The organism is Streptomyces sp. NPDC059861 (genome assembly GCF_042731435.1).
Taxonomy (GTDB): Bacteria; Actinomycetota; Actinomycetes; order Streptomycetales; family Streptomycetaceae; genus Streptomyces.
The window spans coordinates 57381-81162 of sequence record NZ_JBHWJQ010000001.1; the positions used below are offsets into that span (position 1 = coordinate 57381).

Sequence of the window (23782 nt, forward strand, 5' to 3'; positions counted from 1 at the left end):
GTGACACTGGCGTCCCGTCCGCAGTGCGGACCCCCTCCGCACCATCCCCCACGAGAAGTGCGCCGTGCGTTCTCTTCCTCTGCCGCTCGCTCTCACCGCGCGTCTGACGCCGGTCGTCGTGCTCGCCTGCGCGGGCTGGGCGCTCAGCTCCGGTCCGGAGTCCGGTGCCCCCGCCGCCCAGGGCAAGGAGACGAGCCGGACCGGGACCCAGTCCGCCTCGGCGCCGTCCTCGACGACCGCGCCGAAGACGTACCCCGCCGCCCCGGCGCCGTGCACGGCCCTGGGCCAGAAGACGATCACCTCTCTCGTGCCCGGTGCCAAGACGGCCGGCAAGGAGATCTCCTCGACGGACAGATCGGTGCGCCGCACCTGCTCCTGGAACGCCCTCAAGGGCTTCGACTACCGCTGGCTCGACGTCTCCTTCGAAGTCAGCGAGTCGGACGACAAGGCGGAGCAGCAGTACGAGTCGCGCGTGAAGGAGAAGAGCGGCGGCGGCGTGGTCCCCGGCACGGGCGACGCGGCCTACTCGGTCGTCAACCTCACCACCGAGGACGACCAGAAGACGCGCGAGGCCATGGTGGTCGTGCGCGCGTCCAACGCGCTGGTGGTCGTCACCTACAACGGCTCGGACTTCGAGTCGAAGGAGGCGCCCAGCTCGGACGAGATGAACAAGGGCGCGATCAAGGCGGCCAAGGAGGCGGTGGCGGCGCTGGAGGGCGGCCGGTAGCACCGGTCGCCCTCCCGTCGCGACGCCTCTGATCACTCCGCCGCGCGCGCCCGCTCCCGCGGCAGCATCAGCGCCACGTACAGCAGCAGCGAGGCCGCGAGGCCCACCGCCCAGCCGTAGTCCGCGAGGGGTTTCAGGAACGGGATCAGCCCGTCCGCCGGGAAGGGACCGGATTTCACCCCGTCCGCGTTCACGGTGGAGTACGAACCGCCGACGGCCAGTACGCCGCCGACCGCGAACGCCGCCAGGGCCCGCCAGTTCCAGCCGGAGGTGTACCAGTACCGCCCGCCCGGTGTGTACAGGTCCGCCAGGTGCAGGACCGTACGCCGGACGATCCAGTAGTCGGCGATCAGGATGCCCGCGACCGTGCCGAGCAGACCGCCGACCACGCCGAGCCAGGTGAAGATGTAGAACTCGGGGGTCGAGATCAGCTTCCACGGGAAGATCAGGATCCCGACGACGCCTGTGATCAGCGCGCCGGTACGGAAGTTGATGAGCTTCGGCGCCAGGTTGGCCAGGTCGTAGGCCGGGGAGACGACGTTCGCCGCGATGTTCACGGAGATGGTGGCGACCAGCACGGTGATCAGCGCGAAGAGCAGTCCGAAGACGTTGTCCGCCTTCGCGGCGAGGGTGACCGGGTCCCAGATCGCCTCGCCGTAGACCGCCTGGGAGCCGGAGGTGACCAGCACGGCGAGGATCGCGAACAGGGTCATGGTGGTGGGCAGGCCCAGCGTCTGGCCGCGGGTCTGGGCGCGCTGGCTGGCGCCGAAGCGGGTGAAGTCGGGGATGTTGAGCGACAGGGTCGCCCAGAAGCCGATCATGCCCATGAGGGACGGGAAGAAGACCGGCCAGAAGTCCGCGCCCCAGCCGAGCGTCGAGGGCTGCGACAGCAACTCGCCGAAGCCGTCCGCCTTCACCGCGATCCAGACCAGCAGCACGAAGGCACCGACGATCACGAAGGGCGCGGCCCAGTTCTCGAAGTGCCGCAGGAAGTCCATGCCGCGATAGATGATCGCGATCTGCATGGCCCAGAACAGCAGGAAACACAGCCACAGCGGCCAGGGGTTGCCGGCGATCTGCCCGGCCTTCTCCCACTCCCCGCCGGTGAGCTTGGAGCCGAGCGCGAAGATGCCACTGCCGCCGATCCAGGTCTGGATCCCGAACCAGCCACAGGCCACCGCCGCCCGGATCAGCGCCGGGACGTTCGCGCCGCGCAGCCCGAACGAGGCGCGGGCGAGCACCGGGAAGGGGATGCCGTACTTGGGGCCGGCGTGACCGGTGGCCAGCATCGGCAGCAGCACGATGACGTTGGCCAGGGCGATCGTGAAGACCGCCTGCTTCCAGTCCATGCCGAGCGCGACCAGGCCGGAGGCCAGGGTCCAGCTGGGGATGCAGTGCGCCATGGAGATCCACAGCGCCGCGAAGTTGTACGTCGTCCACTTGCGCTCGGCGACCGGGACGGGACGCAGATCCTCGTTGGCGAAGGGACTGTCGGTGGGGAAGGCCTCGGGGGCCAGTTCTATCCGGCCGTCGGAGTCGGCACGCTGAGCGGTGGGTGACCCCGTGGGGACTGTATCGGTCATGGCAGGCCAATCGACAAGGTGGGACGGGAGAGGCCGTGCGGGGGCCTTGGGCCCCCTCCCCAGGACGGCGGGGAGGGAGGCAAGGTGTGGGGGGTCGGGGTGGTCGGCCGGTGGGCGGTCAGGAGCGGACCGCGGGGATGACCTGCGCGCCGTACGCGTCGATCACCGCTTCCTGCGCGTCGTGCATGTCGTACACCGCGAACTGGTCGACACCCAGTTCACGCAGCGCGTCGAGTTTCTCGATGTGCCGCTCGACCGGCCCGACGAGGCAGAACCGGTCGACGATCTCGTCGGGCACGAACCGGGTGTCGGGGTTCCCGCTGCGCCCGTGGTGGGAGTAGTCGTAGCCCTCGCGGGCCTTGATGTAGTCGGTGAGTTCGTCGGGGACGGCGGCGGAGTGCTCGCCGTACTTGGCGACCAGGTCGGCGACGTGGTTGCCGACCATCCCACCGAACCAGCGGCACTGGTCGCGCGCGTGCGCGAGCGCCTCGGGCGAGTCGTCCTCCGTGACGTAGGCGGGTGCGGCCACGCAGATGGTCACCTCGTCGGGATCACGCCCGGCGGCGACGGCCGCGTCCTTGACCGCCTTGACCATGTATTCGGTGAGATACAGGTCGGCGAGCTGGAGGATGAAGCCGTCGGCCTCCTCGCCGGTCATCTTCAGTGCCTTGGGCCCGTACGCGGCCATCCAGACAGGGAGCCGGGCGCCCGGCTTGATCCACGGGAACCGGATCACCGTGCCGCCCAGGTCGGCCGGCCGGCCGCTGCCCAGCTCCCGGATGACCTTCATCGCCTCGCTGATCCGGGCGAGCGTGTTGGGCTTGCGGCCGGCCACCCGCATCGCCGAGTCGCCGCGCCCGATGCCGCACACCGTGCGGTTGCCGAACATGTCGTTGAGGGTGGCGAAGGTGGAGGCGGTGACCTCCCAGGTGCGGGTGCCCGGGTTGGTGACCATCGGGCCGACCGTGAGTTTCGTGGTGTTGGCCAGGATCTGGCTGTAGATCACGAACGGTTCCTGCCAGAGCACGGCCGAGTCGAAGGTCCAGCCGTGGGTGAACCCGTTGCGCTCGGCGCGCTTCATCAGGGAGACCACCCGCGAGGCCGGCGGGTCTGTCTGCAGCACGAGTCCGAATTCCATGGGCTCCGCTCCTAGTTGAGGTACTGACAGGTGGAGCGGGGGGTGAAGACGCCGTGCCCGGCGTGCCCGGTGTACTCCCGCTCGGTGATGACGGGGACGCCGCGGGAGAGCACGGTCTCGACGCGGCCGGTGACGCGCTTGCCCTCGTACGCCGAGTAGTCGACGTTCATGTGGTGCGTCTCGGCGGACATCACCTGCTCGGCGTGCGGGTCGTAGATCACGACATCGGCGTCGGCGCCCGGCGCGATGGTCCCCTTCTTCGGGTACATGCCGAACATCCGGGCCGGGGCCGCGCAGGCGATCTCGATCCAGCGGCGGCGCGAGATGTGCCCGTCGACGACGGCCTGGTGGAGCAGGTCCATCCGGTTCTCCACGCCCGGAAGCCCGTTGGGGATCTTGGAGAAGTCTCCGCGGCCGAGCTCCTTCTGCCCGACGAAGCAGAAGGGGCAGTGATCGGTGGAGACGACCTGGAGGTCGTCGGTGCGCAGCCCCTTCCACAGTTCCGCCTGGTGTTCACGGGGCCGCAGCGGCGTCGAGCAGACGTACTTCGCGCCCTCGAAGTCGGGCTCGGCGAGGTTGTCGGTCGACAGGAAGAGATACTGCGGGCAGGTCTCGCCGAACACGGGGAGGCCCTGGTCACGCGCCTTGGCCAGCTCGGCGACCGCCTCCGTGGCCGAGACGTGCACGACGTACAGGGGCGCTCCGGCGACCTGGGCGAGCCGGATGGCGCGGTGGGTGGCCTCGGCCTCCAGCAGCGCCTTGCGCACCTCGCCGTGGTAGCGGGGATCGGTCTCCCCGCGGGCGAGCGCCTGTTCGACCAGGACGTCGATGGCGATGCCGTTCTCCGCGTGCATCATGATCAGCCCGCCGCTGTCGGCGGAGCGCTGCATGGCGCGCAGGATCTGGCCGTCGTCGCTGTAGAAGACGCCGGGATAGGCCATGAACTGCTTGAAGGACGTCACCCCTTCCTCCACCAGCAGGTCCATCTCCTTGAGCGTCTCGTCGTGCACATCGGAGACGATCATGTGGAAGCCGTAGTCGACGGCGCAGTTCCCCTCGGCCTTGGCGTGCCAGGCGTCCAGGCCCTCGCGCAGGCTGTGGCCGACGCTCTGCACGGCGAAGTCGACGATCGTCGTGGTGCCGCCCCAGGCGGCGGCCCGGGTGCCGGTCTCGAAGGTGTCGGAGGCGAAGGTGCCGCCGAACGGCAGCTCCATGTGGGTGTGGGCGTCGACGCCACCCGGGATGACGTACTTCCCGGTGGCGTCGATCACCCGCTCGGCGGTCCAGGCCTCGGCGGCCGGGGTGCCCGAGGCCGCGAGGGCGGCGATCCGGCCGTCCTCGATCAGGACGTCTGCGTGCAGTTCGTCGGAGGCGGTGATGACGAGGCCGCCCTTGATGACGGTGCGGGTGCTCATGGATCCCTCTTCTGCCGTGTCGATGCCGTTGGGAAGGTGACGGTGGTGGGGGGTTGCCCGCGCAGTTCCCCGCGCCCCGTGGGGACGTCCACGCCGCCCGGCATGCCTAGGGCGCCGTCAGGGGTCCGTACGTGTTCGGCTCGCGGTCGCGGTAGAACTGCCAGCGGTCCCGGACCTCGCGGAGCTTGGCCATGTCCAGGTCCCGGACGACGAGTTCGCTCTCCTTGTCGCTCGCCACCTCGCCCACGAACTGGGCCTCCGGGTCCACGAAGTACGAGGTGCCGTAGAAGTCGTTGTCGCCGTACTCCTCGACGCCGACCCGGTTGATGGCGCCGACGAAGTACTCGTTGGCGACGGCCGCGGCCGGCTGCTCCAGCTGCCACAGGTAGCCGGAGAGTCCGCGCGAGGTCGCCGACGGGTTGAAGACGATCTCGGCGCCCGCGAGGCCGAGCGCCCGCCAGCCCTCCGGGAAGTGCCGGTCGTAGCAGATGTAGACGCCGACCTTGCCGACCGCCGTGTCGAAGACCGGCCAGCCGCTGTTGCCGGGCCGGAAGTAGAACTTCTCCCAGAATCCCCGCACCTGCGGGATGTGCGTCTTGCGGTACTTGCCGAGGTAGGAGCCGTCGGCGTCGATCACGGCGGCGGTGTTGTAGAGGACGCCGGGCTGCTCCTCCTCGTACATCGGCAGGACGAGGACGATGCCCAGCTCGCGGGCGAGCGTCCGGAACCGCTGGACGATCGGGCCGTCCGGGATCCGCTCGGCGTACTCGTAGAAGGCCGGGTCCTGCACCTGGCAGAAGTACGGTCCGTAGAACAGCTCTTGGAAACAGAGGATCTGGGCGCCCTGCGCGGCGGCGTCGCGCACCGCCTGCTCGTGCACCTGGATCATCGACTCCTTGTCGCCGGTCCAGGACGTCTGGAAGACGGCGGCGCGGATCACTCGGCTCATGGGGACCTCCGGTCGCTCCGGTAGCTCGGTGTGCGGTGAGCCTAGGAAGTCCGGATGTCGTCTTTGAGTGGCACCGTGTCACGTCTGCGAGGGCGCGGCGTGCCACCGTGTCACGCTTGTGCAGGCCCATGTTTCACCGCCGTATTCGCAGGTCGTCGCATGTTTCACCCTTGTTGCGCGTCGTGTGCGAGGAGCGCGATGTGCACCGACGCGGCCTGCTCGAAGTCGTCGAGGTCGACGCCGAGGCGGACCTGTATCGCGTCGAGGCGGCGGTAGAGGGCGGGCCGGGAGACATGGTGGAGCTGGGCGGTGCGGGACTTGTTGCGGCCGGTGGCGAGGTAGGTGCGCAGCACGGCGAGCAGGGCCCCCGCCTCCCCGTCCCGCCCGCACAGCAGCCCGTCCAGCTCCCGCTCGGCGAAGGACTGCACCTGCGGGTCGTCCCGCAGCAGCCGGATCAGGCCCCGCAGATGGACGTCCTTCAGCCGGACGACGGCCGGCAGGTCGAGGACGGCCGAGGAGTCGGCGACGGCGTCGGCCACGTGCTGTGCCTCGCGCAGGCCCGCGGGGACGTCGTCCCAGGCGACGCGCGGGTCCGCGGCGGCCACGACGGTCTGCGACGTGGCGCGCAGCCGGGCCGCGAAGTGGGCGGTGAGCGCCTCGGCGTCCTGGTCCCGGGCGAGGCTGAGCAGCACGGCGGTGGCTCCGTCGGCGAGTTCGGCGGCGATGCCGGGCAGCCCCAGCAGACGCATCACGCGGTCGAGCCGGCCCGGTTCCCGGTCACGCACGACCAGCGGGACGAAGGTGCGCCGGTTGACCGGCAGCCCGGCCGCCCGTGCCCTGGGCAGCAGCTGACGCGCCGGTACGACGCCACTGATCAGGTCCGTCAGCAAGCTCTGCGCCGACTGTTCCTCCCAGCTGCCAGAGGAGTTGTCGAGCATGCGGTGCAGCACGATGGCCTCGGCGGCCCGGTCGGCGAGCAGCCGCCCGGTGGCGGTGTCGCCCCGGTAGCCGCACAGCACGATCCGCCCCCACCGCTCGCCGCGGCCGCCCAGCTCGGCGCGGATCCAGCCGTCGCCCTCGCTGCCTCCGGCCTGGCGGGCGATGCGCTCCCAGTCGCGCAGCACGTCGTCGACGGCCGGCCGCTCCCCCGCCGTGGCGAGGACGCGGTGGGCGAGGTTGGTCAGGACGACGGGGCAGGCGCTGTGCCGTGCCACCTCGTCGAGCAGTCTTTGCAGCGGGGCGCCGGAGGTGATCAGCGCGGTGAGCTCGGTGCGTACCGCCTCGGAGAGGCTGACCGCGGCGAACCTCCGCCGTACCAGCCGGGACTGGACCTCCTCCGTGAGCTGGGCGAAGGGGAAGGGGCGGTGCAGGACGACCAGGGGCAGCCCGCAGCGCTCGGCGACCCGTCGCATCGCGTCCGGCGCGGCGGGGAAGGCGCGGCCGAGGCCGAGCACGACGGCCGCCGCCTCCGCCTTGTGCAGCGAGCGCACGTACTCGGCCTGCTTGTCCGGGTCACCGGCGAGCAGGACGCCGGTGGTGAGGACCATCTCGCCGCCGCTGAGCATCACGCCGACGTCGGCGGCCTCGGCGACGTGCACCCAGCGCACCGGCCGGTCCAGCCGGCCCGCGCCGGCCACCACTTCGGGCTCTCCGGCGAGGACCCGTTCCAGCATGAGGATCTGGCGGACCGACAGGGCCGGTCGCAGGGGCTCCCAGGACTCCGGGGTGGTGGTCATGGCGGCGTTCCCTTGCTTCGCTCGGTGCTAGCCGATGCTCCTCAGAGCGTGTTCGAGGACGGCGGCGCCCTCCTCGGCCTCCGCGACGGTCAGGGACAACGGCGGGGCGACGCGCAGGGCGCTGGTGTTGTGCCCGCCGCCCTTGCCGATGAGCAGTCCGCCCCTGCGGGCGGCCTCCAGCACGGCGGACGCCGCCTGCGGATCGGCCTCGTCGGTACCCGGCCGGGTCACCTCGATGCCGATCATCAGCCCGCGTCCGCGCACCTCCCGCACGGCCGGCACCTGCGCGGCGACGGCCCGCAACCGCTCGATCAGCAGCCCGCCGACCCGCCGGGCGTTGCCCTGCAGGTCGTGCTCCAGCAGATAGGTGAGGTTGGCGAGGCCGGCGGCCATGGTGATCTGGGTGCCGCCGAAGGTGGAGATGCTGTTGGCGTCGAGGCAGTTCATGATCTCGGCGCGGGCGACGACCCCGCCGATGGACATGCCGTTGCCGATGCCCTTGGCGAAGGTGAGCATGTCGGGCGGACCGCTGCGCGCGTGCGCCTGCCAGCCCCAGAAGTGCTCGCCGGTGCGGCCCCAGCCGGTCTGCACCTCGTCGGCGATCCAGAGGATCCCGTGCTCCTGGAGCACCTCGCGGAAGGCGGCGTACAGCCCGTCCGGCGGGGCGGTGAAGCCGCCGACGCCCTGGATGGGCTCGGCGATCAGCGCGGCGGGCGGGCGGGTGTGGCCGAGCAGGTCGGTCAGGTCCTCGACGCAGGCCGCGATGAACTCGTCGTCGCCGAGATCGGCGTACGGGCCGCGGGTGCGGACGCCGCCGTGCACGTACAGCGTCTGGAGCGGCGACAGCGAGGTGGGTGACCAGCCGCGGTTGCCGGTGATGCCGACGGCGCTGAAGGAACGGCCGTGGTAGCTGTTGCGCATCGCCAGGATCGTGTTGCTGCGGCGATACGTCGTGGCCAGCATCAGGGCCGTGTCGTTGGCCTCCGTGCCGGAGGTCGTGAAGAACACCCGCGCGTCCGGGATTCCGCTCAACTGGACGATGCGCTCGGCGAGTTCGACCATCGGCCGGTTGAGGTACAGGGTGGAGGAGTGGATGATCCGTCCGGCCTGCTCGCTCACCGCCTTGGTCACCTCGGGCAGGGCGTGCGCGGTCATCGTGGTCAGGATGCCGCCGAAGAAGTCGAGATAGCGGTTCCCGGCGGCGTCCCAGACGTGCCGGCCCTCGCCGTGGGTGATCTCGATCGGCTCGTCGTAGTAGAGCGAGAGCCAGTCGGGAAGCACGGCCCGGTGGCGTCCCAGCAGGTCCTTGGTCACGGTTGCACCAGCCCTTCGTAGGCGTCGGGGCGGCGGTCGCGGTAGAAGGCCCACTGCTGCCGCACCTCTTCGATGACGTCGAAGTCGAGGTCGCGCACGACGAGTTCCTCGGTCCTGTCGCTGGCGACCTCACCCACGAACTGCCCACGCGGGTCGACGAAGTAGCTCGTTCCGTAGAAGTCGTTGTCGCCGTACTCCTCGACGCCGATGCGGTTGATGGCGGCGACGAAGTACTCGTTGGCGACGGCCGCGGCGGGCTGCTCCAGCCGCCACAGGTAGGAGGACAGGCCGCGGTGGGTGGCGGACGGGTTGTACACCAACTGGGCCCCGTTCAGGCCGAGTTGGCGCCAGCCCTCCGGGAAGTGGCGGTCGTAGCAGATGTAGACGCCCACCTTCCCGACGGCGGTCTCGAAGACGGGCCAGCCGAGGTTGCCGGGCTTGAAGTAGTACTTCTCCCAGAAGCCCTTCACCTGCGGGATGTGGTGCTTGCGGTACTTGCCGAGGTAGGTGCCGTCGGCGTCGATCACGGCCGCGGTGTTGTAGTAGAAGCCGGACTGCTCGACCTCGAACACCGGGACGACGATCACCATGCCGGTCTCGCGCGCCAGGTCCCGCATACGGCGCACGGTCGGCCCGTCGGGCACCGGCTCGGCCCACCGGTAGTGCTCCGCCTCCTGGACCTGGCAGAAGTAGGGGGCGTTGAAGACTTCCTGGAACCCGATGACCTTGGCGCCCTGCCGGGCCGCCGCACGGGCGTGCTCCTCGTGTTTCGCCACCATGGACTCGGTGTCGCCGGTCCAGGTTGCCTGGACCAGAGCGGCACGGACGACGTTCGCCATGAGCTGCTCCTTCGACGGGCGTCAGCGCCTCTACGCCCGTAGAGCACGGCGTAGAGGCACGAACGTATGCCTAGGGGAAGGCCTTGCCAAGACCATCGTCGCCAACCCGCGGAGCCGGCGCCGTTTCGCACTCCTGTGGGTGATCGGCACGAGGGCGCCTAGGCGGTGAGCCCGGCGACCCGCAGGGCGTGGACCAGGTCCCAGTGCCGCTCGGCGGAAACGCCCCGCGCGGCCTCCAGCAGGAGCGGCACAAGCGTCTGCGGTTCGGGTCCGGCGCTGCGCGCGGCCTCCTCAGGGGTGCGGACGCGGACGTAGGCGTCGAGCAGTGCGCGCACCTCGCGGTGGCGGCCCTCGTGGGCCAGCCCGAGCACGGCCAGACCGATCTCGCCGGCCGGCCGTCCCACGCCCTGCCGCAGGATCCGCTCCCCGTCGGCGTCCCGGCCCGCCGCGGCCAGCGCGTCCGCCGCGGCGACGAGCTGCCCTGCGGGCAGCGAGGCGGCCTCCCACATCAGCGTCGCCCAGTCGGCGCCGAGCCCGGCGCGCTCCATTTCGGCGGCGAGCAGCGGGAAGCGGGCGGCGGACCAGTACGCGGCCTCGACCAGCAGGACGTGCGCCTCCCCCGTGCGCCCCTCACCGCGCAGCCGCACCAGCGTCTCGACCATCGCGGCGGCTTCCCGCCGCGCCGCCCCGTCCACGACCTCGACCTGCGGCCGCACCGCCGGCCCCGGCTCCTCACCCGCCCCCGCGAAACGCGCTCCGCGCGGGGTACGACCGGCGGCGGGGGTCGGATCGGCCGTCACGGGTACGGCCCCCGGCGGTACGACGGCGGGCTCGACCGCCTCCTCCTCCACCCCGGCGAACCGGGCACCCCCTCGACGACGCCTGCGCTGCTTGGGGGCGGGGGCGGGCGTGGGGGTGAGGGTGGGCGTGGGCGTGGGGGTCGGCTCGTCGCTCTGCGCCCGGTGGTCCAACTCCGCCATCCTCCGGCGGAGTTCGACGCAGCGCGCGGTTGCGCGGGTGTGGTCGTCCTGGGCCCACGCCAGGTCCAGGTGGATGGCGTCGGCGGCCTCCCGGCTCGCGGCCGTGGGCAGTAAGCGCCGCAGCTCCGTGAGCCGTTCGGTGGCGTACCGCTGTTCGCGGAGCATGACATCGAGCCGGTCCCCGAGGGCGTCCCGGCCGCCGGGGCGGGTGTCGTAGGCGAGGAGCGCGGCGGCGTGCAGGGGGCGGGCCCGGCCCTTCTCGGTGGCGGCGGCCTCGGGGCCGTATTCCGCGGCGAGATCCTGCAGGAGCGCCTCGACCACGTCCCACGGCGGCACCTCGCGCCCGTCGAGGCAGGCCCGCATGCCCTCCGGGTCGCGCTGCCAGAACACCGCGCACCACCCGGTGCCGTGATCCAGGCCTGCATGCAGGCTCGTCAGATAGTTCGCGAACTCCTGCACCCGGACCGGGAGTTGTCCCACCGCCATCGCGCGACCCCCGTAAGGAGCGAAGCATTCCGGGCCGTAGACAACACCAGTCGTGTTACGGGACCGCTACAGGGAGTTTTCCGGCGGAACGCGGAGGCCTCCGATCGGCGACTTCGCGCCGGTGACGTCAGACCGGCACGGGCGCGCACGCTCCGGCCAGTTCGTCCATGGACAGGCCGAGCGCGCGGGCGAGCGCGGCCACCGTGAAGAAGGCCGGCGTCGGGGCGCGGCCGGTCTCGATCTTGCGGAGGGTCTCCGCGGAGATGCCGGCGTCGGCCGCGACCTCGGCCATGCTGCGGCCGCTGCGCGCCTCGCGCAGCAACTGCCCGAGCCGCTCGCCGCGTTCACGCTCTTCGGGGGTGAGGGGGGTGCGCACCATGGCACCATTCTAATACCGGTATAGTAATTGGCATGGTGGAGCTCAAGACAGACACATCGATCGACGCAATGTACGAGGCGGGCCAGGTCGTCGGCCGGGCCCTCACGGCCGCACGGGAGGCCGCCACCGTGGGCGTCTCCCTGCTGGAGCTGGACGAGGTGGCCCACGCGGTGCTGCGCGAGGCCGGCGCGAAGTCGCCCTTCCTGGGGTACCGCCCGTCGTTCGCGCCCACCCCCTTCCCGGCCGTCCTGTGCACCTCGGTGAACGACGCGATCGTGCACGGCATCCCGACCACCTACCGGCTGCGCGACGGCGACCTGGTCTCCCTCGACTGCGGCGCCGAGCTGGGCGGCTGGGTGGGCGACTCGGCGCTGAGCTTCGTCGTCGGCCGCCCCCGTCCGGCCGACCTGGGCCTGGTCGAGACCGCCGACCGCGCCCTCGCGGCCGGCATCGAGGCGGCGGTCGTGGGCAACCGCATCGGCGACATCGCCCACGCCATCGGCACGGTCTGCCGCGCGGCCGGATACGGCATCCCGGACGGCTTCGGCGGCCACGGCATCGGCCGCCGCATGCACGAGGACCCCTCGGTCCCGAACGAGGGCCGCCCGGGACGGGGCCTTCGCCTGCGCAAGGGCATGGTCCTCGCCATCGAGCCCATGCTCACCGCGGGCGGCGGGGACGACTACCACGCGGCCCCCGACGGCTGGACCCTGCGCACGAACGACGGCTCCCGGGCGGCCCACGCGGAGCACACGGTGGCCATCACGGACGAGGGCCCGCGCATCCTCACGGCCAGGCAGGCCCCCTGAGGGACGCGCGGAACCGGGGAAGCGACCTTCCGCCTCTCCCAGGCAGCCCCCGGACGCAGGACGCCCACATGCCGCCCACCCCCGATCGTGCCAAGGTGTTAGAGGCACAGGTGTCCAAGAGCGTGCCCCACGTTTAGCCGCGCGGCGCTGGCGCACTCGTGCAGACCGGTACGCCGACCAGCGAAACGGAACTGTGATGACCAGCGGCTTCCCCGGCCCGGAGGGCATGAACTCGGACCCGTTCGGAGAATTCCTGGCCCGCTTCTTCGGCGGACCTCGTCCGGGTCCCCGCCAGATCGACATCGGCCGGCTGCTCAGTCAGCCGGCCCGGGAGATGGTGCGCGGCGCGGCCCAGTACGCCGCCGAGCACGGCAGCCGGGATCTCGACACCCAGCACCTGCTGCGCGCCGCCCTCTCCACCGAGCCGACCCGCAGCCTGCTCAGCCGTGCCGGCGCGGACCCCGACAGCCTGGCGTCAGAGATCGACGAGCGCTCGGGGCCGGTCCAGCACCAGCAGAACGAGGCGCCGCCCCCCACCTCGCTCTCGCTCACCCCGGCCGTCAAGCGCGCCCTGCTGGACGCGCACGACCTGGCGCGCGCCAGCGGCACCGGCTACATCAGCCCCGAGCACGTGCTCAGCGCCCTCGCCGCCAACCCGGACTCCGCCGCGGGGCACATCCTCAACGCGGCCCGGTTCGCGCCCGGCGGCATGCCGTCCGAGTCCCCGGACGCCACGCAGGCCCGCACCGAACAGGCCCGCCCCACGGCCACGCCGACCGTCGACAAGTACGGCCGCGATCTCACCGAGCTGGCCCGGCAGGGCCGTATCGACCCGGTGATCGGGCGGGACGAGGAGATCGAGCAGACCATCGAGGTGCTCTCCCGGCGCGGCAAGAACAACCCCGTGCTCATCGGTGACGCGGGCGTCGGCAAGACGGCCATCGTCGAGGGGCTGGCGCAGCGGATCATCGACGGCGACGTGCCCGACGTGCTGATCGGGCGGCGGGTGGTCGCCCTCGACCTGCCCGGCGTGGTCGCGGGGACGCGCTACCGGGGCGATTTCGAGGAGCGGCTCAACAACATCGTGGGCGAGATCCGCGCCAACTCCGACCGCCTGATCATCTTCATCGACGAGCTGCACACCGTCGTGGGCGCGGGCGGCGGCGGTGAGGGCGGCTCGATGGACGCCGGCAACATCCTCAAGCCCGCCCTGGCCCGCGGCGAGCTGCACGTCGTCGGCGCCACCACGCTGGAGGAGTACCGCCGGATCGAGAAGGACGCGGCGCTGGCCCGCCGCTTCCAGCCGATCCTGGTGCCCGAGCCGACGCCCGCGGACGCCATCGAGATCCTGCGTGGTCTGCGCGACCGCTACGAGGCCCACCACCAGGTCCGCTACACGGACGAGGCGCTGGTCGCCGCCGTCGAGCTGTCCGACCGCTATCTCACCGACAGGCGGCTGCCCGACAAGGCCATCGACCTGATCGACCAGGCCGGCGCGCGGGTGCGGCTGCGCGCCCGCACCAAGGGCACGGACGTCCGGGCCATGGAGCAGGAGGCCGAACAGCTGGCCCGGGACAAGGACCAGGCGGTCGCCGCCGAGCAGTACGAGCAGGCCACCCAGTTGCGGGACCGGATCATGGAGCTGAAGCAGCGGATCTCGCAGGCCTCCGGCGACGACCAGGCCGACGAGGGGCAGAACCTGGAGGTGACCACCGAGGCCATCGCCGAGGTGGTGTCACGGCAGACCGGCATCCCGGTGAGCAGGCTGACCGAGGAGGAGAAGGAACGGCTGCTCGGCCTGGAGGAACACCTGCACGAGCGGGTCGTCGGCCAGGACGAGGCGGTCCGGGTCGTCTCCGAGGCGGTCATGCGCTCCCGCGCCGGGCTCGCCAGCCCCGACCGGCCGATCGGCAGCTTCCTGTTCCTCGGCCCGACCGGCGTCGGCAAGACGGAGCTGGCCCGCGCCCTCGCCGAGGCGCTGTTCGGCAGCGAGGAGCGGATGGTCCGCCTCGACATGAGCGAGTACCAGGAACGGCACACCGTCAGCCGGCTGGTGGGCGCGCCGCCCGGATACGTCGGCCACGAGGAGGCCGGGCAGCTCACCGAGGTCGTGCGCCGGCACCCGTACTCACTGCTGCTGCTCGACGAGGTGGAGAAGGCGCACCCGGACGTCTTCAACATCCTTCTCCAGGTCCTCGACGACGGCCGCCTCACCGACTCCCAGGGTCGCACGGTCGACTTCACCAACACGGTGATCGTGATGACGAGCAACCTCGGTTCCGAGGTGATCACCCGGCGCGGGGCGGGCATCGGGTTCGGCGCGGGCGGCACCGACGCGGACGAGGCGGCGCGCCGCGAGCAGATCCTGCGGCCGCTGCGCGAGCACTTCCGGCCCGAGTTCCTGAACCGGATCGACGAGATCGTCTTCTTCCGCCAGCTCACGGCGGATCAGCTGCACCGCATCACCAACCTGCTACTGGAACGCACCCGCCGCCTGATGCACGCCCAGGGCATCGCGGTCGAGTTCTCCGACTCCGCCGTCGACCTGCTGGCCCGGCAGGGCTACGAGCCGGAGTACGGCGCCCGCCCGCTGCGCCGCACCATCCAGCGCGAGGTCGACAACCAGCTCTCCCGCCTCCTCCTCGACGGCCGGGTCAAGGACGGCGACCGGGTGCGGGTCGAGGAGGAGGACGGCAGGCTCACGTTCCGTACCGACGGCGCGGCGGCCTAGGGCGTCACCGCGCCGGCCACATCACCATCGCGGATCCGCCCCCGCGCCGGGTCGTCTCGGCGGCGGCCAGCCACTTGCCGTCCGGCAGCCGCTGCACGCCGGTGGTTGCGCCGATCTCGGGGTTGGGGCGGAAGGAGTGGCCGATGCCCTCCAGCCGCTTGCGCAGTGCGCTGTCGTACAGCCCGGGCTCCAGCTCGGTCTGTGCGGCGTTGCGCTGGCTGGCCCGGGGCGCGGCGATCGCGTCGACCAGGGGCAGCCCCCGGTCCAGGAAGCCGGTCAGGGTCTGCAGCACGGTGGTGATGATGGTGGCGCCGCCGGGGGAGCCGAGGGCCACCACCGGCCTGCCGTGTCCGTCGAGCACGATCGTCGGCGACATCGACGAGCGCGGGCGCTTGCCCGGGCCCGGCAGGTTCGGGTCGGGCACGGCCGGGTTCGCCGGGGTGAAGGAGAAATCGGTCAGCTCGTTGTTGAGGAGGAAGCCGCGGCCCGGGACGGTGATGCCGCTGCCGCCGGTCTGCTCGATGGTGAGCGTGTAGGAGACCACGTTGCCCCACCGGTCGGCCGTGGTGAGGTGGGTGGTGCTGTCGCCCTCGTACGTCGTGGGGGCCGGCGTGCCGCCCGTGGCGCACGCCGCCGGGTTGCGCGGGTCACCCGGCGCGACCGGGCTGGTCAGCACCGCGTCGTCCTTGATCAGGCAGGCGCGCGAGTCGGCGTACCGCTGGGAGAGCAGTTCCTTCGTCGGTACGTCCTCGAAGGCGGGGTCGCCGACCCAGCGCCCCCGGTCGGCGAACGCGATGCGGCTCGCCTCGATGAAGCGGTGCAGGTACCGCTCCTCGCTCGTCCGCTTCTTCGAGAGGTCGCTCCGCTCCAGCATGTTGAGGGCCTCGCCGACCGTGGTGCCGCCCGAGGAGGAGGGCGCCATCGAGTAGACCCCGAGGCCGCGGTACGAGGTCCGGGAGGGTGCCTGCTTCTTGGTGCGGTAGGCGGCCAGGTCCCGCAGCGACAGGTCGCCGGGGCGGGCGCGGTAGCCGGCGGCGGCGTCCACAGGGGGCTCGTTGACGGTGTCGACGATGTCCTTGGCCAGCTCGCCCCGGTACAGCGCGTCGACGCCCTTGCGGCCCAGTTCCTCGTAGGTGGCGGCCAGATCACCGTTGGTGAGGGTGGAGCCGACGACGGGCAGCTCGCCACCGGGCAGGAAGAGCTTCGCGGTGTCCGGGAAGTTGCGGAACCGGGCCTCGTTGGCCGCGGTCTGCGCGCGGAAGGTGGCGTCGACGGTGAAACCTTCGCGGGCCAGCCGTTCGGCGGGCTTCAGGAGGGTGCGCAGCGGTTTGCTGCCCCAGCTGCTGAGCGCCGTCTGCCAGGTCGCGGGGGTGCCGGGGGTGCCGACGCTCAGTCCGCTGCTGACGGCCTCGGCGAAGGGAACCGGCTTGCCGTTCTCCACGAAGAGGTTCTCGTCGGCGCTCAGCGGCGCCGTCTCCCGGCCGTCGATCGTGTGCACGGTACGGGACCTGGCGTCGTAGAGGACGAAGTAGCCGCCGCCTCCGACACCGGCGGAGTACGGCTCGGTGACGCCCAGCGCGGCGGCGGTGGCCACGGCCGCGTCGACGGCGTTGCCGCCCTTCCTGAGCACCTCGATACCGGCGGCGGAGGCGTCCGTGTCGACGCTCGACACCGCGCCGCCGTACCCCACGGCGACCGGGACCTTCTCCACCGGCGCCGTCCGGGGGGCCGGGGGCGCCGCGGCCCCCACCGACACCACGGCGGCCGACACCGTCAGAACCGTCAGTTTCCGCACGACAGGGCGACGCATCCGCACCTCCAGTCAGGGACCGTTCGCGCAGCCTAATCCATGGGCATGCCCGCGTCAGGAGCGCGCACGCGTACCCCTCACTCACCACTCGAACATGGTTTCCCTGCGCCCGCTACCATGCGCGCCCATGACTGCCGACGTGCGCAACATCGTCCTCGGCGTGATCGCCGCCGGCCTCAGCGCCGCGATCGGCTGGCTGGCCCGCACCTATCTGTGGAAGCGGCGCCTCCGCCGCAAACAGGCCTTCTTCGGACTGCCCGACAACTCCGAGTCGCTGCTGGTCGTGAACCGCGGTGCGGGCGGCCCCGAGCTGTCGGTGATGCGCTTCGACGTGTTCGCGCTCCTCGAACTCGCGGCCCTGATCAAGGACTGCAACGCCTACGCCCAGATCGTCCCGCACGACGCGGCACGTCAGGGGTTCGGCGAGCGCACCGAGTTCTGCGTCGGCGGCCCGGCGTCCAACCGCCGCATGACGGCGCACCTGGCCTCCCTGCTGCCCGGTGTGCGGGTGAACGTCGACGCCGAGCCGGGCCCGGACCGCGGCGCCTTCCAGATCGGCTCGGAGCGGTACCGCGTGGAGCCCGGCAGGGAGGAGTACGTGCTCCTCGCCCGGCTGACCGTGGACCAGGGCCCGGGCACCCGCCCCGTCTTCCTCTTCTGCGGCCAGACCGCCATCACCAACCAGGCCGCGACCCGCTACCTCGCCCGCAACCACGAGCGGCTGACCCGCAAGCACGGCAACAGCACCTTCGTACTGCTGCTGAAGGTGGTGAACTCGCAGGCCTACGGCCCGGACGTGGTCGAGCTGGTCGCGGACGTGACCCGGGCGGCCCAGGCGCCGGCCCCCACGGTCACCGCTCCCCGCGCCTCTCACCGGGCGTCCTAGGGTTCTGCGCTTTTCAATGATTGTTACTTTCACGTAACTTACCGACGGGTTACCTGCGGTAAGGCCCCGAGGTTACCGTCGGGTCACTTTGCACTTACACGAGTGAGGAGTGACCCGTGGGACTCCCTCGCAAGGCCCTGCGTACGACTGCCGTGGGCGCCGTCTCCGCGACCCTGGTCGCCGGTAGCGCCCTCGGGCTCGCCCCCGTCGCCCAGGCGGCCCGGAACACCATCAGGTTCGTCGACATCACCGGCGACGGCGGCACGATCCTCAAAGCGAACGTCGTCACGCCCGCGGGCGCCGACGCCGGCCGCCGCCACCCGCTGCTCGTGCTCCCCACCAGCTGGGCCACACCGCAGATCGAGTACCTCGCACAGGCCCAGAAGCTCGCCGACTCGGGCTACGTCGTGGTCACTTACAACACACGCGGCTTCTGGCAGTCCGGCGGCCACATCGAGGTCGCCGGGCCACCCGACGTGGCCGACGCGTCCAAGGTCATCGACTGGGCGCTCGCCAACACCCCGTCCGACGCGGGGCGCGTCGGCATGGCGGGCGTCTCGTACGGCGCCGGCATCAGCCTGCTCGCCGGCGCGCACGACAAGCGCGTCCGGGCCGTCGCCGCGCTCAGCGGCTGGGCCGACCTGATCGACTCGATCTACTCCGGCCGCACCCAGCACAGCCAGGCCGCCACCCTGCTCCGGGGCGCGGGACAGCTCACCGGACGGCCCAGCGCCGAACTCCAGCAGGTGTTCGACGACTTCCTCGCCTCCAACCTGGAGAAGGAGCCGGAGCTGATCGCCTGGGGGAAGAAACGTTCCCCCGCGGCCTGTCTCGACCGGATCAACGACAACGGCGCCGCGATCATGCTGGCCAACGCCTGGGGCGACACGATCTTCCCGCCCAACCAGTACGCCGACTTCTACGAGAAGCTCACGGTCCCGAAGAGACTCGCACTGCGCCCCGGCGACCACGCGACCGCGGAGGCGACCGGCCTGCTCGGCCTTCCCAACGACGTGTGGACCGACACCGAGCGCTGGTTCGACCACCACCTCAGGGGCGAGGACAACGGCATCGACCGCGAGCAGCCGGTCCGCCTCAAGTCCCGCACGGGCGGCGGCTACGAGGGCTACCCGGACTGGAAGTCCGTCGCCGCGACCAGCCGGAAGATCGACCTGGCCGGCTCGACCACGATCCGCACGAACGTCAACTCGGGGGCGGACGGCGGCATCGTCCTGCTGTCCAGCATCCTCGACCAGATCGCCCAGTTGCCCCCGAAGGCCTCGATCCCCCTGCTGCCGCGCCGCTGGGCCGCCGTATGGCAGTCGGAGCGGTACGCCACGGCACAGCACGTGCGCGGCACGGCGAAGCTGCACACGACCCTCACCCCGACCGCGGAGAGCGGAACCCTCGTGGCGTACCTCTACGAGGTGGGTCCGCTCGGCATCGGAAAGCTGGTCAGCAACGCGCCCTACACCTTTCACGGCCGCACACCCGGACAGCCGTTCGGCGTGGACCTGGAACTGTTCTCCACGGCCTACGACGTGCCGAAGGGGCATCGGCTCGCCCTGGTCGTCGACACGGTCGACCCGCTCTACATCGAGCACAACCCGTCCGGCGCGCGGCTGACCTTCTCCTCGCCGGCGAACGACCCGTCGTACGTGTCGATTCCGCTGCGCGAGCAGTGATCTCCGGCCGCTGCCGGACGGGCCTGGCTCGGGGTACCGCTGCCCCTGCGGCCGAACGGCCGTGGGGGGAGCACCCATCACGGGGCTGAACGGCACATCCTAGTCGAGGCCGGGACGCGACAGGTCTTTCGGCCGTTGTCCGTACGGCCCGGGGCGCGAGGGCGTACGGCGTGCGCCGCCTCGCACCGGCGCCGGGCGCGAACGCGGCCTCCCGGGGGCCGCGTTCGACGAGGTTCGCACGCGGTCGGCGAGGGCGCGGCCCCGGGCGCACGCTCGATCAGTGGATCGACGGCCATGCTCTCCCCCGTCACTGTCGGCCGTTCCGTGGCTGCCGCAAACTATCCAGGCGGGCGAGGAGTTGATGCCCGACACGCACTTTTCGGGCATAAGCCGTATTTTTCGCAATTGCCCCTAATGACTAGGATTCGGCGACTTCCGCGTACAGCTGGGAGAGCTCGGGTGCCCCGCTGGCGGCCCACTCCTGGCCGGCGGTCACGACGTCGAACTCACGGCCGGACTCCAGCCGCACCACCGGCTGGCCGTCCGGCCAGATCTCCCAGGCCGCGCCGGGCACCGTGCGCACGATCACCGTGCCCAGATACAGACCGGCGTCGTTGCCCAGCCAGGGCAGGATCTCCTCGTCGTCCCGCCAGCGCGGCAGCAGCTGGTCGAGCGCCTCCAACGACTCCACGGTGTCGTCGAGTTGGACGCCCGCCCGGCCCGCCTGGGAACGGAGCAGCTCGCACTCGGCCAGGAGCTCGGCGATGCCCTCGGGGTCGAAGACCCCGGGCTTCTGGCGTCGGTGGCCCAGGAAAGGGATGTTCATACCTCCAGCCTGTCATTCGCACCCGCGTGCGCACCACAGGCGCGCGGACGGTCGTATCCGGTCGTCCGGGCGGTTTCACGCCGTGTTCGCGCATGGTTCGTTGACCCGCCGCCGGCATCTCCCTAGCTTCGCGATCATCGCTGCATCACTGTCCCGTCGCACCGAAGAGCTGGAGGGTCGCTTGGTACGCCGAGGTGTCCGGGGGGCCGCGGTCGTCCTCGTGCTGATCGCGTCCGTGCTGCCCACGGCCTCGGCGCAGGCCCAGCAGGACGACGACCGGGCGGCGCCGCTGCCGCTGGAGCAACTCTTCGACAACACCGCCGTCAGCGACGACGCCGGGCCCGCAGCGGCCGACTTCGACGGCGCGGGGGCCTCCCTGTCCGCCCAGGACCTCAACGGTGCCGGCTGGACGCCCGGCCGGGCGCTCACCGTCCAGGGCGCCACGCTGACCTGGCCGGACCAGGTCGGGGGCGGACCGGACAACGTGCGGGCCGACGGCCAGAGCGTGGCGCTGCCCGGCCAGGGCGACGCGCTCGCCTTTCTGGTCGCGAGCACCTCCGGCGCCGACCTCACGGCCTCCGGCACGGTCTCGTACGCCGACGGCACCCTCTCCCCGTACGTCCTCACCGCGCCCGACTGGCGGCGCGGGCCGCTCGCCACCAAGGCGGTGGCGCTGCCGCACGTCAACACGGCCGGCGGGCAACTCGCCGAGAAGGCGCGGCTGTACGTCGTGACCGTGCCGCTCGACGCGGGGCGGTCCGTCGCCTCGGTGCAGCTGCCCCTCGCCCCCGACCTGCATGTCTTCGCCCTGTCCGTGCGCGCGGCCACGACCGGCTGGACGGGCAGCTGGGCGACGGCGACCTCCGGGTATCCGGCCGTGGGCCCGTGGACCGACCGGACGCTGCGGCTGGTGGTCCACACCTCGGCGGGCGGGCCCCGGGTGCGGCTGCGCTTCGACAACACGTTCGCGGCGGCGCCGGTACGGATCGGCGCCGCGACGGTGGCCGTGCGGGACACGGGCGCGGCGGCCAGGGCGACGCCGGTGCCGCTGACGTTCGGCGGGGCGCGTGGAGCCGAGATCCCGGCGGGGGCGCAGGCGTACAGCGATCCGCTCGCCTTCGACGTGCCCGCCGGCGCCGATCTGCTGGTCAGCTTCCATCTGCCGGGCCCGGTCGCGGCGGCGCCGGTGCACCGGCTCGCACAGCAGCGTTCGTACCTGAGCGAACCGGGCGACCACACCGCCGAGAGCGTGGCCACGGCGTACACCGGCGGCCTGACGAACTGGCCGCTGCTGACCGGGGTGGACGTGGCCGGCGGGCCCGGGTCGGTGGTCGCGATCGGTGACTCGATCACCGACGGGGACAAGTCCACCGTGGACGCCAACCGGCGCTGGCCGGACGTGCTGGCCGGGCGGCTGCGGGCGCAGAGCGCGGTGCCCCAGTACGGGGTGCTCAACCAGGGCATCGCGGGCAACAGCGTGATCGCCGACCGCTATCCCGGCGACGGGGTCTCCACGGACTCGGCCGGGGTGAGCGCGCTGCACCGGCTGGACCGGGACGTGCACGCCCAGACCTCGGTGCGCACGGCGATCGTCCTGGAGGGCATCAACGACCTGCTGGCGGGCCGGAGCGCGGAGCAGCTGACCGCGGGGCTTCAGGAGATCGCCGACCGGGCGCACGAGCGCGGACTGCGGGTGCTGGTGGCGACCCTGGTGCCGTGCGGCGGCGAACCGCGCTGCACGGCCGCCCTGGAGACCGAGCGGACCGCCGCCAACGCCTGGATCCGGCAGAACGACGCCTTCGACGGGGTGCTCGACTTCGACGCGGCCGTACGGGACCCGGCGCAGCCCTCGCGGATACTGCCGGCGTACGACAGCGGCGACCATCTGCACCCGGGCGACGCGGGCCTGGCGGCGATGGGCGACGCGGTGGACCTGACGCTGCTGTGACGCCCAGGGGCGACCGCCCCCGCGGGTCTCAGACCTCCAGGTCCACCACGACCGGCGCGTGGTCCGACGCGCCCTTGCCCTTGCGCTCCTCCCGGTCCACGTACGCGTCCTTGACCGCGTTCGCGAACGGCTTGTTGCCGTAGACCAGGTCGATCCGCATGCCGCGGTTCTTGGGGAAGCAGAGCTGGCGGTAGTCCCAGTACGTGAAGGGCTGGTCGTACTTCAGGGGGCGCGGGACCACGTCCGACAGGCCCGTCTCGCGCAGCGACGCCAGCGCGGCGCGCTCGGCGGGGGTGACGTGCGTCAGGCCTTCGAACGCGGCCACGTCGTAGACGTCGTCGTCCGTCGGTGCCACGTTGAAGTCGCCGAGCACCGCGAACGGGCGGGTGCCGCCCGCGTCGCCGGCGACCGTCGCCCTCAGTGCCTCGATCCACTGGAGCTTGTAGGCGTAGTGGGCGTGGTCGACCTCACGTCCGTTCGGCACGTAGACCGACCAGACGCGGACCGGGCCGCAGGTCGCGGCGATGGCGCGGGGCTCCGTCGCGCCGTCGTACCCCGTGTCGCCGGGCAGGCCCTTGACCACGTCCGCGATGCCGAGCCGGGAGAGCACCGCCACGCCGTTCCACCGGCCGGTGGCGTGCACCGCGGCCTCGTAGCCCAGCTCACGCAACTGGTCGAAGGGGAACTGCTCCTCGGCGACCTTGGCCTCCTGGAGGCACAGCACGTCCGTGCCGCTGCTCTCCAGCCAGGCCAGCAGACGGGGCAGACGGGCGGTGATCGAGTTCACGTTCCAGGTCGCGATGCGCATGCTTCACAACCTACCCGGCGGGTCCGACAACGCCCTCCCGCCCGTCTGCGTCACACCTGCGCGGACTCCCCGGGCGTCAGCCGAAGGTGCTCGGAGCCGCCCAGGGCGCCGATCTGGTTGTCGTAGATCGGGCGGGCGAGGTCGGTGAGGAGGGCGTCGTGGACGTCGAAGGCCCGCTGCGGCCGGAGCTCGCGGACGTAGTCGATGACCTCGGAGATCTTGTTCCAGGGGGCCATGACCGGCAGCATCAGGGTCTGAACCGGCTGGTCGGGAACGGTGAGCGCGTCGCCGGGGTGGAAGACGCCGCCGTCGATCAGGTAGCCGACGTTGGTGATGCGCGGGATGTCCGGATGGATCACGGCGTGCAGCTCGCCGTGCACCTGGACGTCGAAGCCGGCCGCCGTGAAGGTGTCGCCGTGTCCGACGGTGTGCACCCGGCCCGGGAACGCCGCCGAGATCTTGTCCGCGACGGACTTCAGCGTCCAGATCTCGGCGGCCGCGTCGGCCTCCAGGGCGGTGCGCAGCCGCTCCTCGTCGAAGTGGTCGGCGTGCTCGTGCGTGACGAGGATCGCCTCGGCACCGGCCGCGGCGTCCGTCTCGCTGAACCCGCCCGGGTCGATGACGAGCGTCCGGCCGTCCTTCTCCAGACGGACGCAGGCGTGCGTCTTCTTCGTGAGCTTCATGGAATCCATCCTGCCCGGGGGGTGCGGCGGGTGCGCGTGGGGCCGGGGGG

19 protein-coding genes are annotated in these 23782 nt (G+C 71.8%); 6 read left to right on the top strand and 13 right to left on the bottom strand.

Annotated elements, in window-relative coordinates; genetic code table 11:
• Positions 1 to 64 precede the first annotated feature (64 nt).
• Positions 65 to 727 carry a hypothetical protein gene (locus tag ACFV6X_RS00240; protein WP_385375317.1) on the top strand — a complete coding sequence of 221 codons (663 nt, stop codon included), beginning with the start codon at positions 65 to 67 and terminating at the stop codon, positions 725 to 727.
• Positions 728 to 759: 32 nt separating this feature from the next.
• Here ACFV6X_RS00240 and ACFV6X_RS00245 read toward each other — a convergent pair whose 3' ends face one another.
• The 9 genes from ACFV6X_RS00245 to ACFV6X_RS00285 all read right to left on the bottom strand — a co-directional run bounded on the left by ACFV6X_RS00245 (position 760) and on the right by ACFV6X_RS00285 (position 11546).
• Positions 760 to 2310, bottom strand: coding sequence for an NCS1 family nucleobase:cation symporter-1 (locus ACFV6X_RS00245; protein WP_385375320.1), 1551 nt, complete (start codon positions 2308 to 2310; stop codon positions 760 to 762).
• Positions 2311 to 2428: 118 nt separating this feature from the next.
• A complete protein-coding gene (locus ACFV6X_RS00250) occupies positions 2429 to 3448 on the bottom strand; it encodes a TIGR03842 family LLM class F420-dependent oxidoreductase (protein WP_385375322.1) in 1020 nt (339 codons plus the stop codon).
• 11 nt (positions 3449 to 3459) lie between these two features.
• A complete protein-coding gene (gene hydA, locus ACFV6X_RS00255; RefSeq protein WP_385375325.1) occupies positions 3460 to 4863 on the bottom strand; it encodes a dihydropyrimidinase in 1404 nt (467 codons plus the stop codon).
• 106 nt (positions 4864 to 4969) lie between these two features.
• Positions 4970 to 5812, bottom strand: a complete 843-nt coding sequence (locus ACFV6X_RS00260; protein WP_385375328.1) for a nitrilase-related carbon-nitrogen hydrolase — start codon at positions 5810 to 5812, stop codon at positions 4970 to 4972.
• 164 nt (positions 5813 to 5976) lie between these two features.
• Entirely contained in the window at positions 5977 to 7548 is a 1572-nt protein-coding gene (locus ACFV6X_RS00265; protein ID WP_385375331.1) for a PucR family transcriptional regulator, read from the bottom strand.
• A gap of 27 nt (positions 7549 to 7575) precedes the next feature.
• Positions 7576 to 8862 (bottom strand): aspartate aminotransferase family protein, encoded by a 1287-nt coding sequence (locus ACFV6X_RS00270; RefSeq protein WP_385375333.1) that lies wholly within the window; start codon positions 8860 to 8862, stop codon positions 7576 to 7578.
• The gene (locus ACFV6X_RS00275; protein WP_385375336.1) at positions 8859 to 9701 is read right to left on the bottom strand and encodes a nitrilase-related carbon-nitrogen hydrolase; all 843 of its coding nucleotides are present in this window, start codon (positions 9699 to 9701) and stop codon (positions 8859 to 8861) included. The genes ACFV6X_RS00270 and ACFV6X_RS00275 overlap by 4 nt, the downstream gene beginning before the upstream one ends.
• A gap of 158 nt (positions 9702 to 9859) precedes the next feature.
• Positions 9860 to 11167, bottom strand: a complete 1308-nt coding sequence (locus tag ACFV6X_RS00280; RefSeq protein WP_385375338.1) for a hypothetical protein — start codon at positions 11165 to 11167, stop codon at positions 9860 to 9862.
• 127 nt (positions 11168 to 11294) lie between these two features.
• Positions 11295 to 11546, bottom strand: coding sequence for a helix-turn-helix domain-containing protein (locus tag ACFV6X_RS00285; RefSeq protein ID WP_385375341.1), 252 nt, complete (start codon positions 11544 to 11546; stop codon positions 11295 to 11297).
• Positions 11547 to 11578: 32 nt separating this feature from the next.
• Between ACFV6X_RS00285 and map the strand changes: the two genes are divergently transcribed.
• Positions 11579 to 12355, top strand: coding sequence for a type I methionyl aminopeptidase (gene map, locus ACFV6X_RS00290; RefSeq protein ID WP_385375344.1), 777 nt, complete (start codon positions 11579 to 11581; stop codon positions 12353 to 12355).
• Positions 12356 to 12551: 196 nt separating this feature from the next.
• Positions 12552 to 15086: an ATP-dependent Clp protease ATP-binding subunit gene (locus ACFV6X_RS00295; RefSeq protein ID WP_385375347.1), complete on the top strand. Its 2535-nt coding sequence runs from the start codon at positions 12552 to 12554 to the stop codon at positions 15084 to 15086.
• Positions 15087 to 15090: 4 nt separating this feature from the next.
• Here ACFV6X_RS00295 and ggt read toward each other — a convergent pair whose 3' ends face one another.
• Positions 15091 to 16896, bottom strand: coding sequence for a gamma-glutamyltransferase (gene ggt / locus ACFV6X_RS00300; RefSeq protein WP_385375350.1), 1806 nt, complete (start codon positions 16894 to 16896; stop codon positions 15091 to 15093).
• A gap of 127 nt (positions 16897 to 17023) precedes the next feature.
• Between ggt and ACFV6X_RS00305 the strand changes: the two genes are divergently transcribed.
• The gene (locus tag ACFV6X_RS00305; RefSeq protein WP_385375353.1) at positions 17024 to 17782 is read left to right on the top strand and encodes a hypothetical protein; all 759 of its coding nucleotides are present in this window, start codon (positions 17024 to 17026) and stop codon (positions 17780 to 17782) included.
• A gap of 116 nt (positions 17783 to 17898) precedes the next feature.
• Positions 17899 to 19467 (top strand): alpha/beta fold hydrolase, encoded by a 1569-nt coding sequence (locus ACFV6X_RS00310; RefSeq protein WP_385375355.1) that lies wholly within the window; start codon positions 17899 to 17901, stop codon positions 19465 to 19467.
• A gap of 418 nt (positions 19468 to 19885) precedes the next feature.
• Here the strand turns inward: ACFV6X_RS00310 and ACFV6X_RS00315 are convergent, their stop codons facing one another.
• Positions 19886 to 20293 (bottom strand): DUF6278 family protein, encoded by a 408-nt coding sequence (locus ACFV6X_RS00315; RefSeq protein ID WP_385375358.1) that lies wholly within the window; start codon positions 20291 to 20293, stop codon positions 19886 to 19888.
• A 181-nt stretch (positions 20294 to 20474) separates the two neighbouring features.
• Between ACFV6X_RS00315 and ACFV6X_RS00320 the strand changes: the two genes are divergently transcribed.
• Positions 20475 to 22241, top strand: coding sequence for a GDSL-type esterase/lipase family protein (locus ACFV6X_RS00320; RefSeq protein ID WP_385375360.1), 1767 nt, complete (start codon positions 20475 to 20477; stop codon positions 22239 to 22241).
• A gap of 28 nt (positions 22242 to 22269) precedes the next feature.
• On the opposite strand, the gene ACFV6X_RS00325 is transcribed toward ACFV6X_RS00320, so the two are convergent.
• On the bottom strand, positions 22270 to 23049 hold the full coding sequence (locus ACFV6X_RS00325; protein ID WP_385375363.1) for an exodeoxyribonuclease III: 780 nt from the start codon (positions 23047 to 23049) through the stop codon (positions 22270 to 22272).
• A 50-nt stretch (positions 23050 to 23099) separates the two neighbouring features.
• A complete protein-coding gene (locus tag ACFV6X_RS00330; RefSeq protein ID WP_385375366.1) occupies positions 23100 to 23732 on the bottom strand; it encodes an MBL fold metallo-hydrolase in 633 nt (210 codons plus the stop codon).
• Between the last annotated feature and the right edge of the window lie 50 nt (positions 23733 to 23782).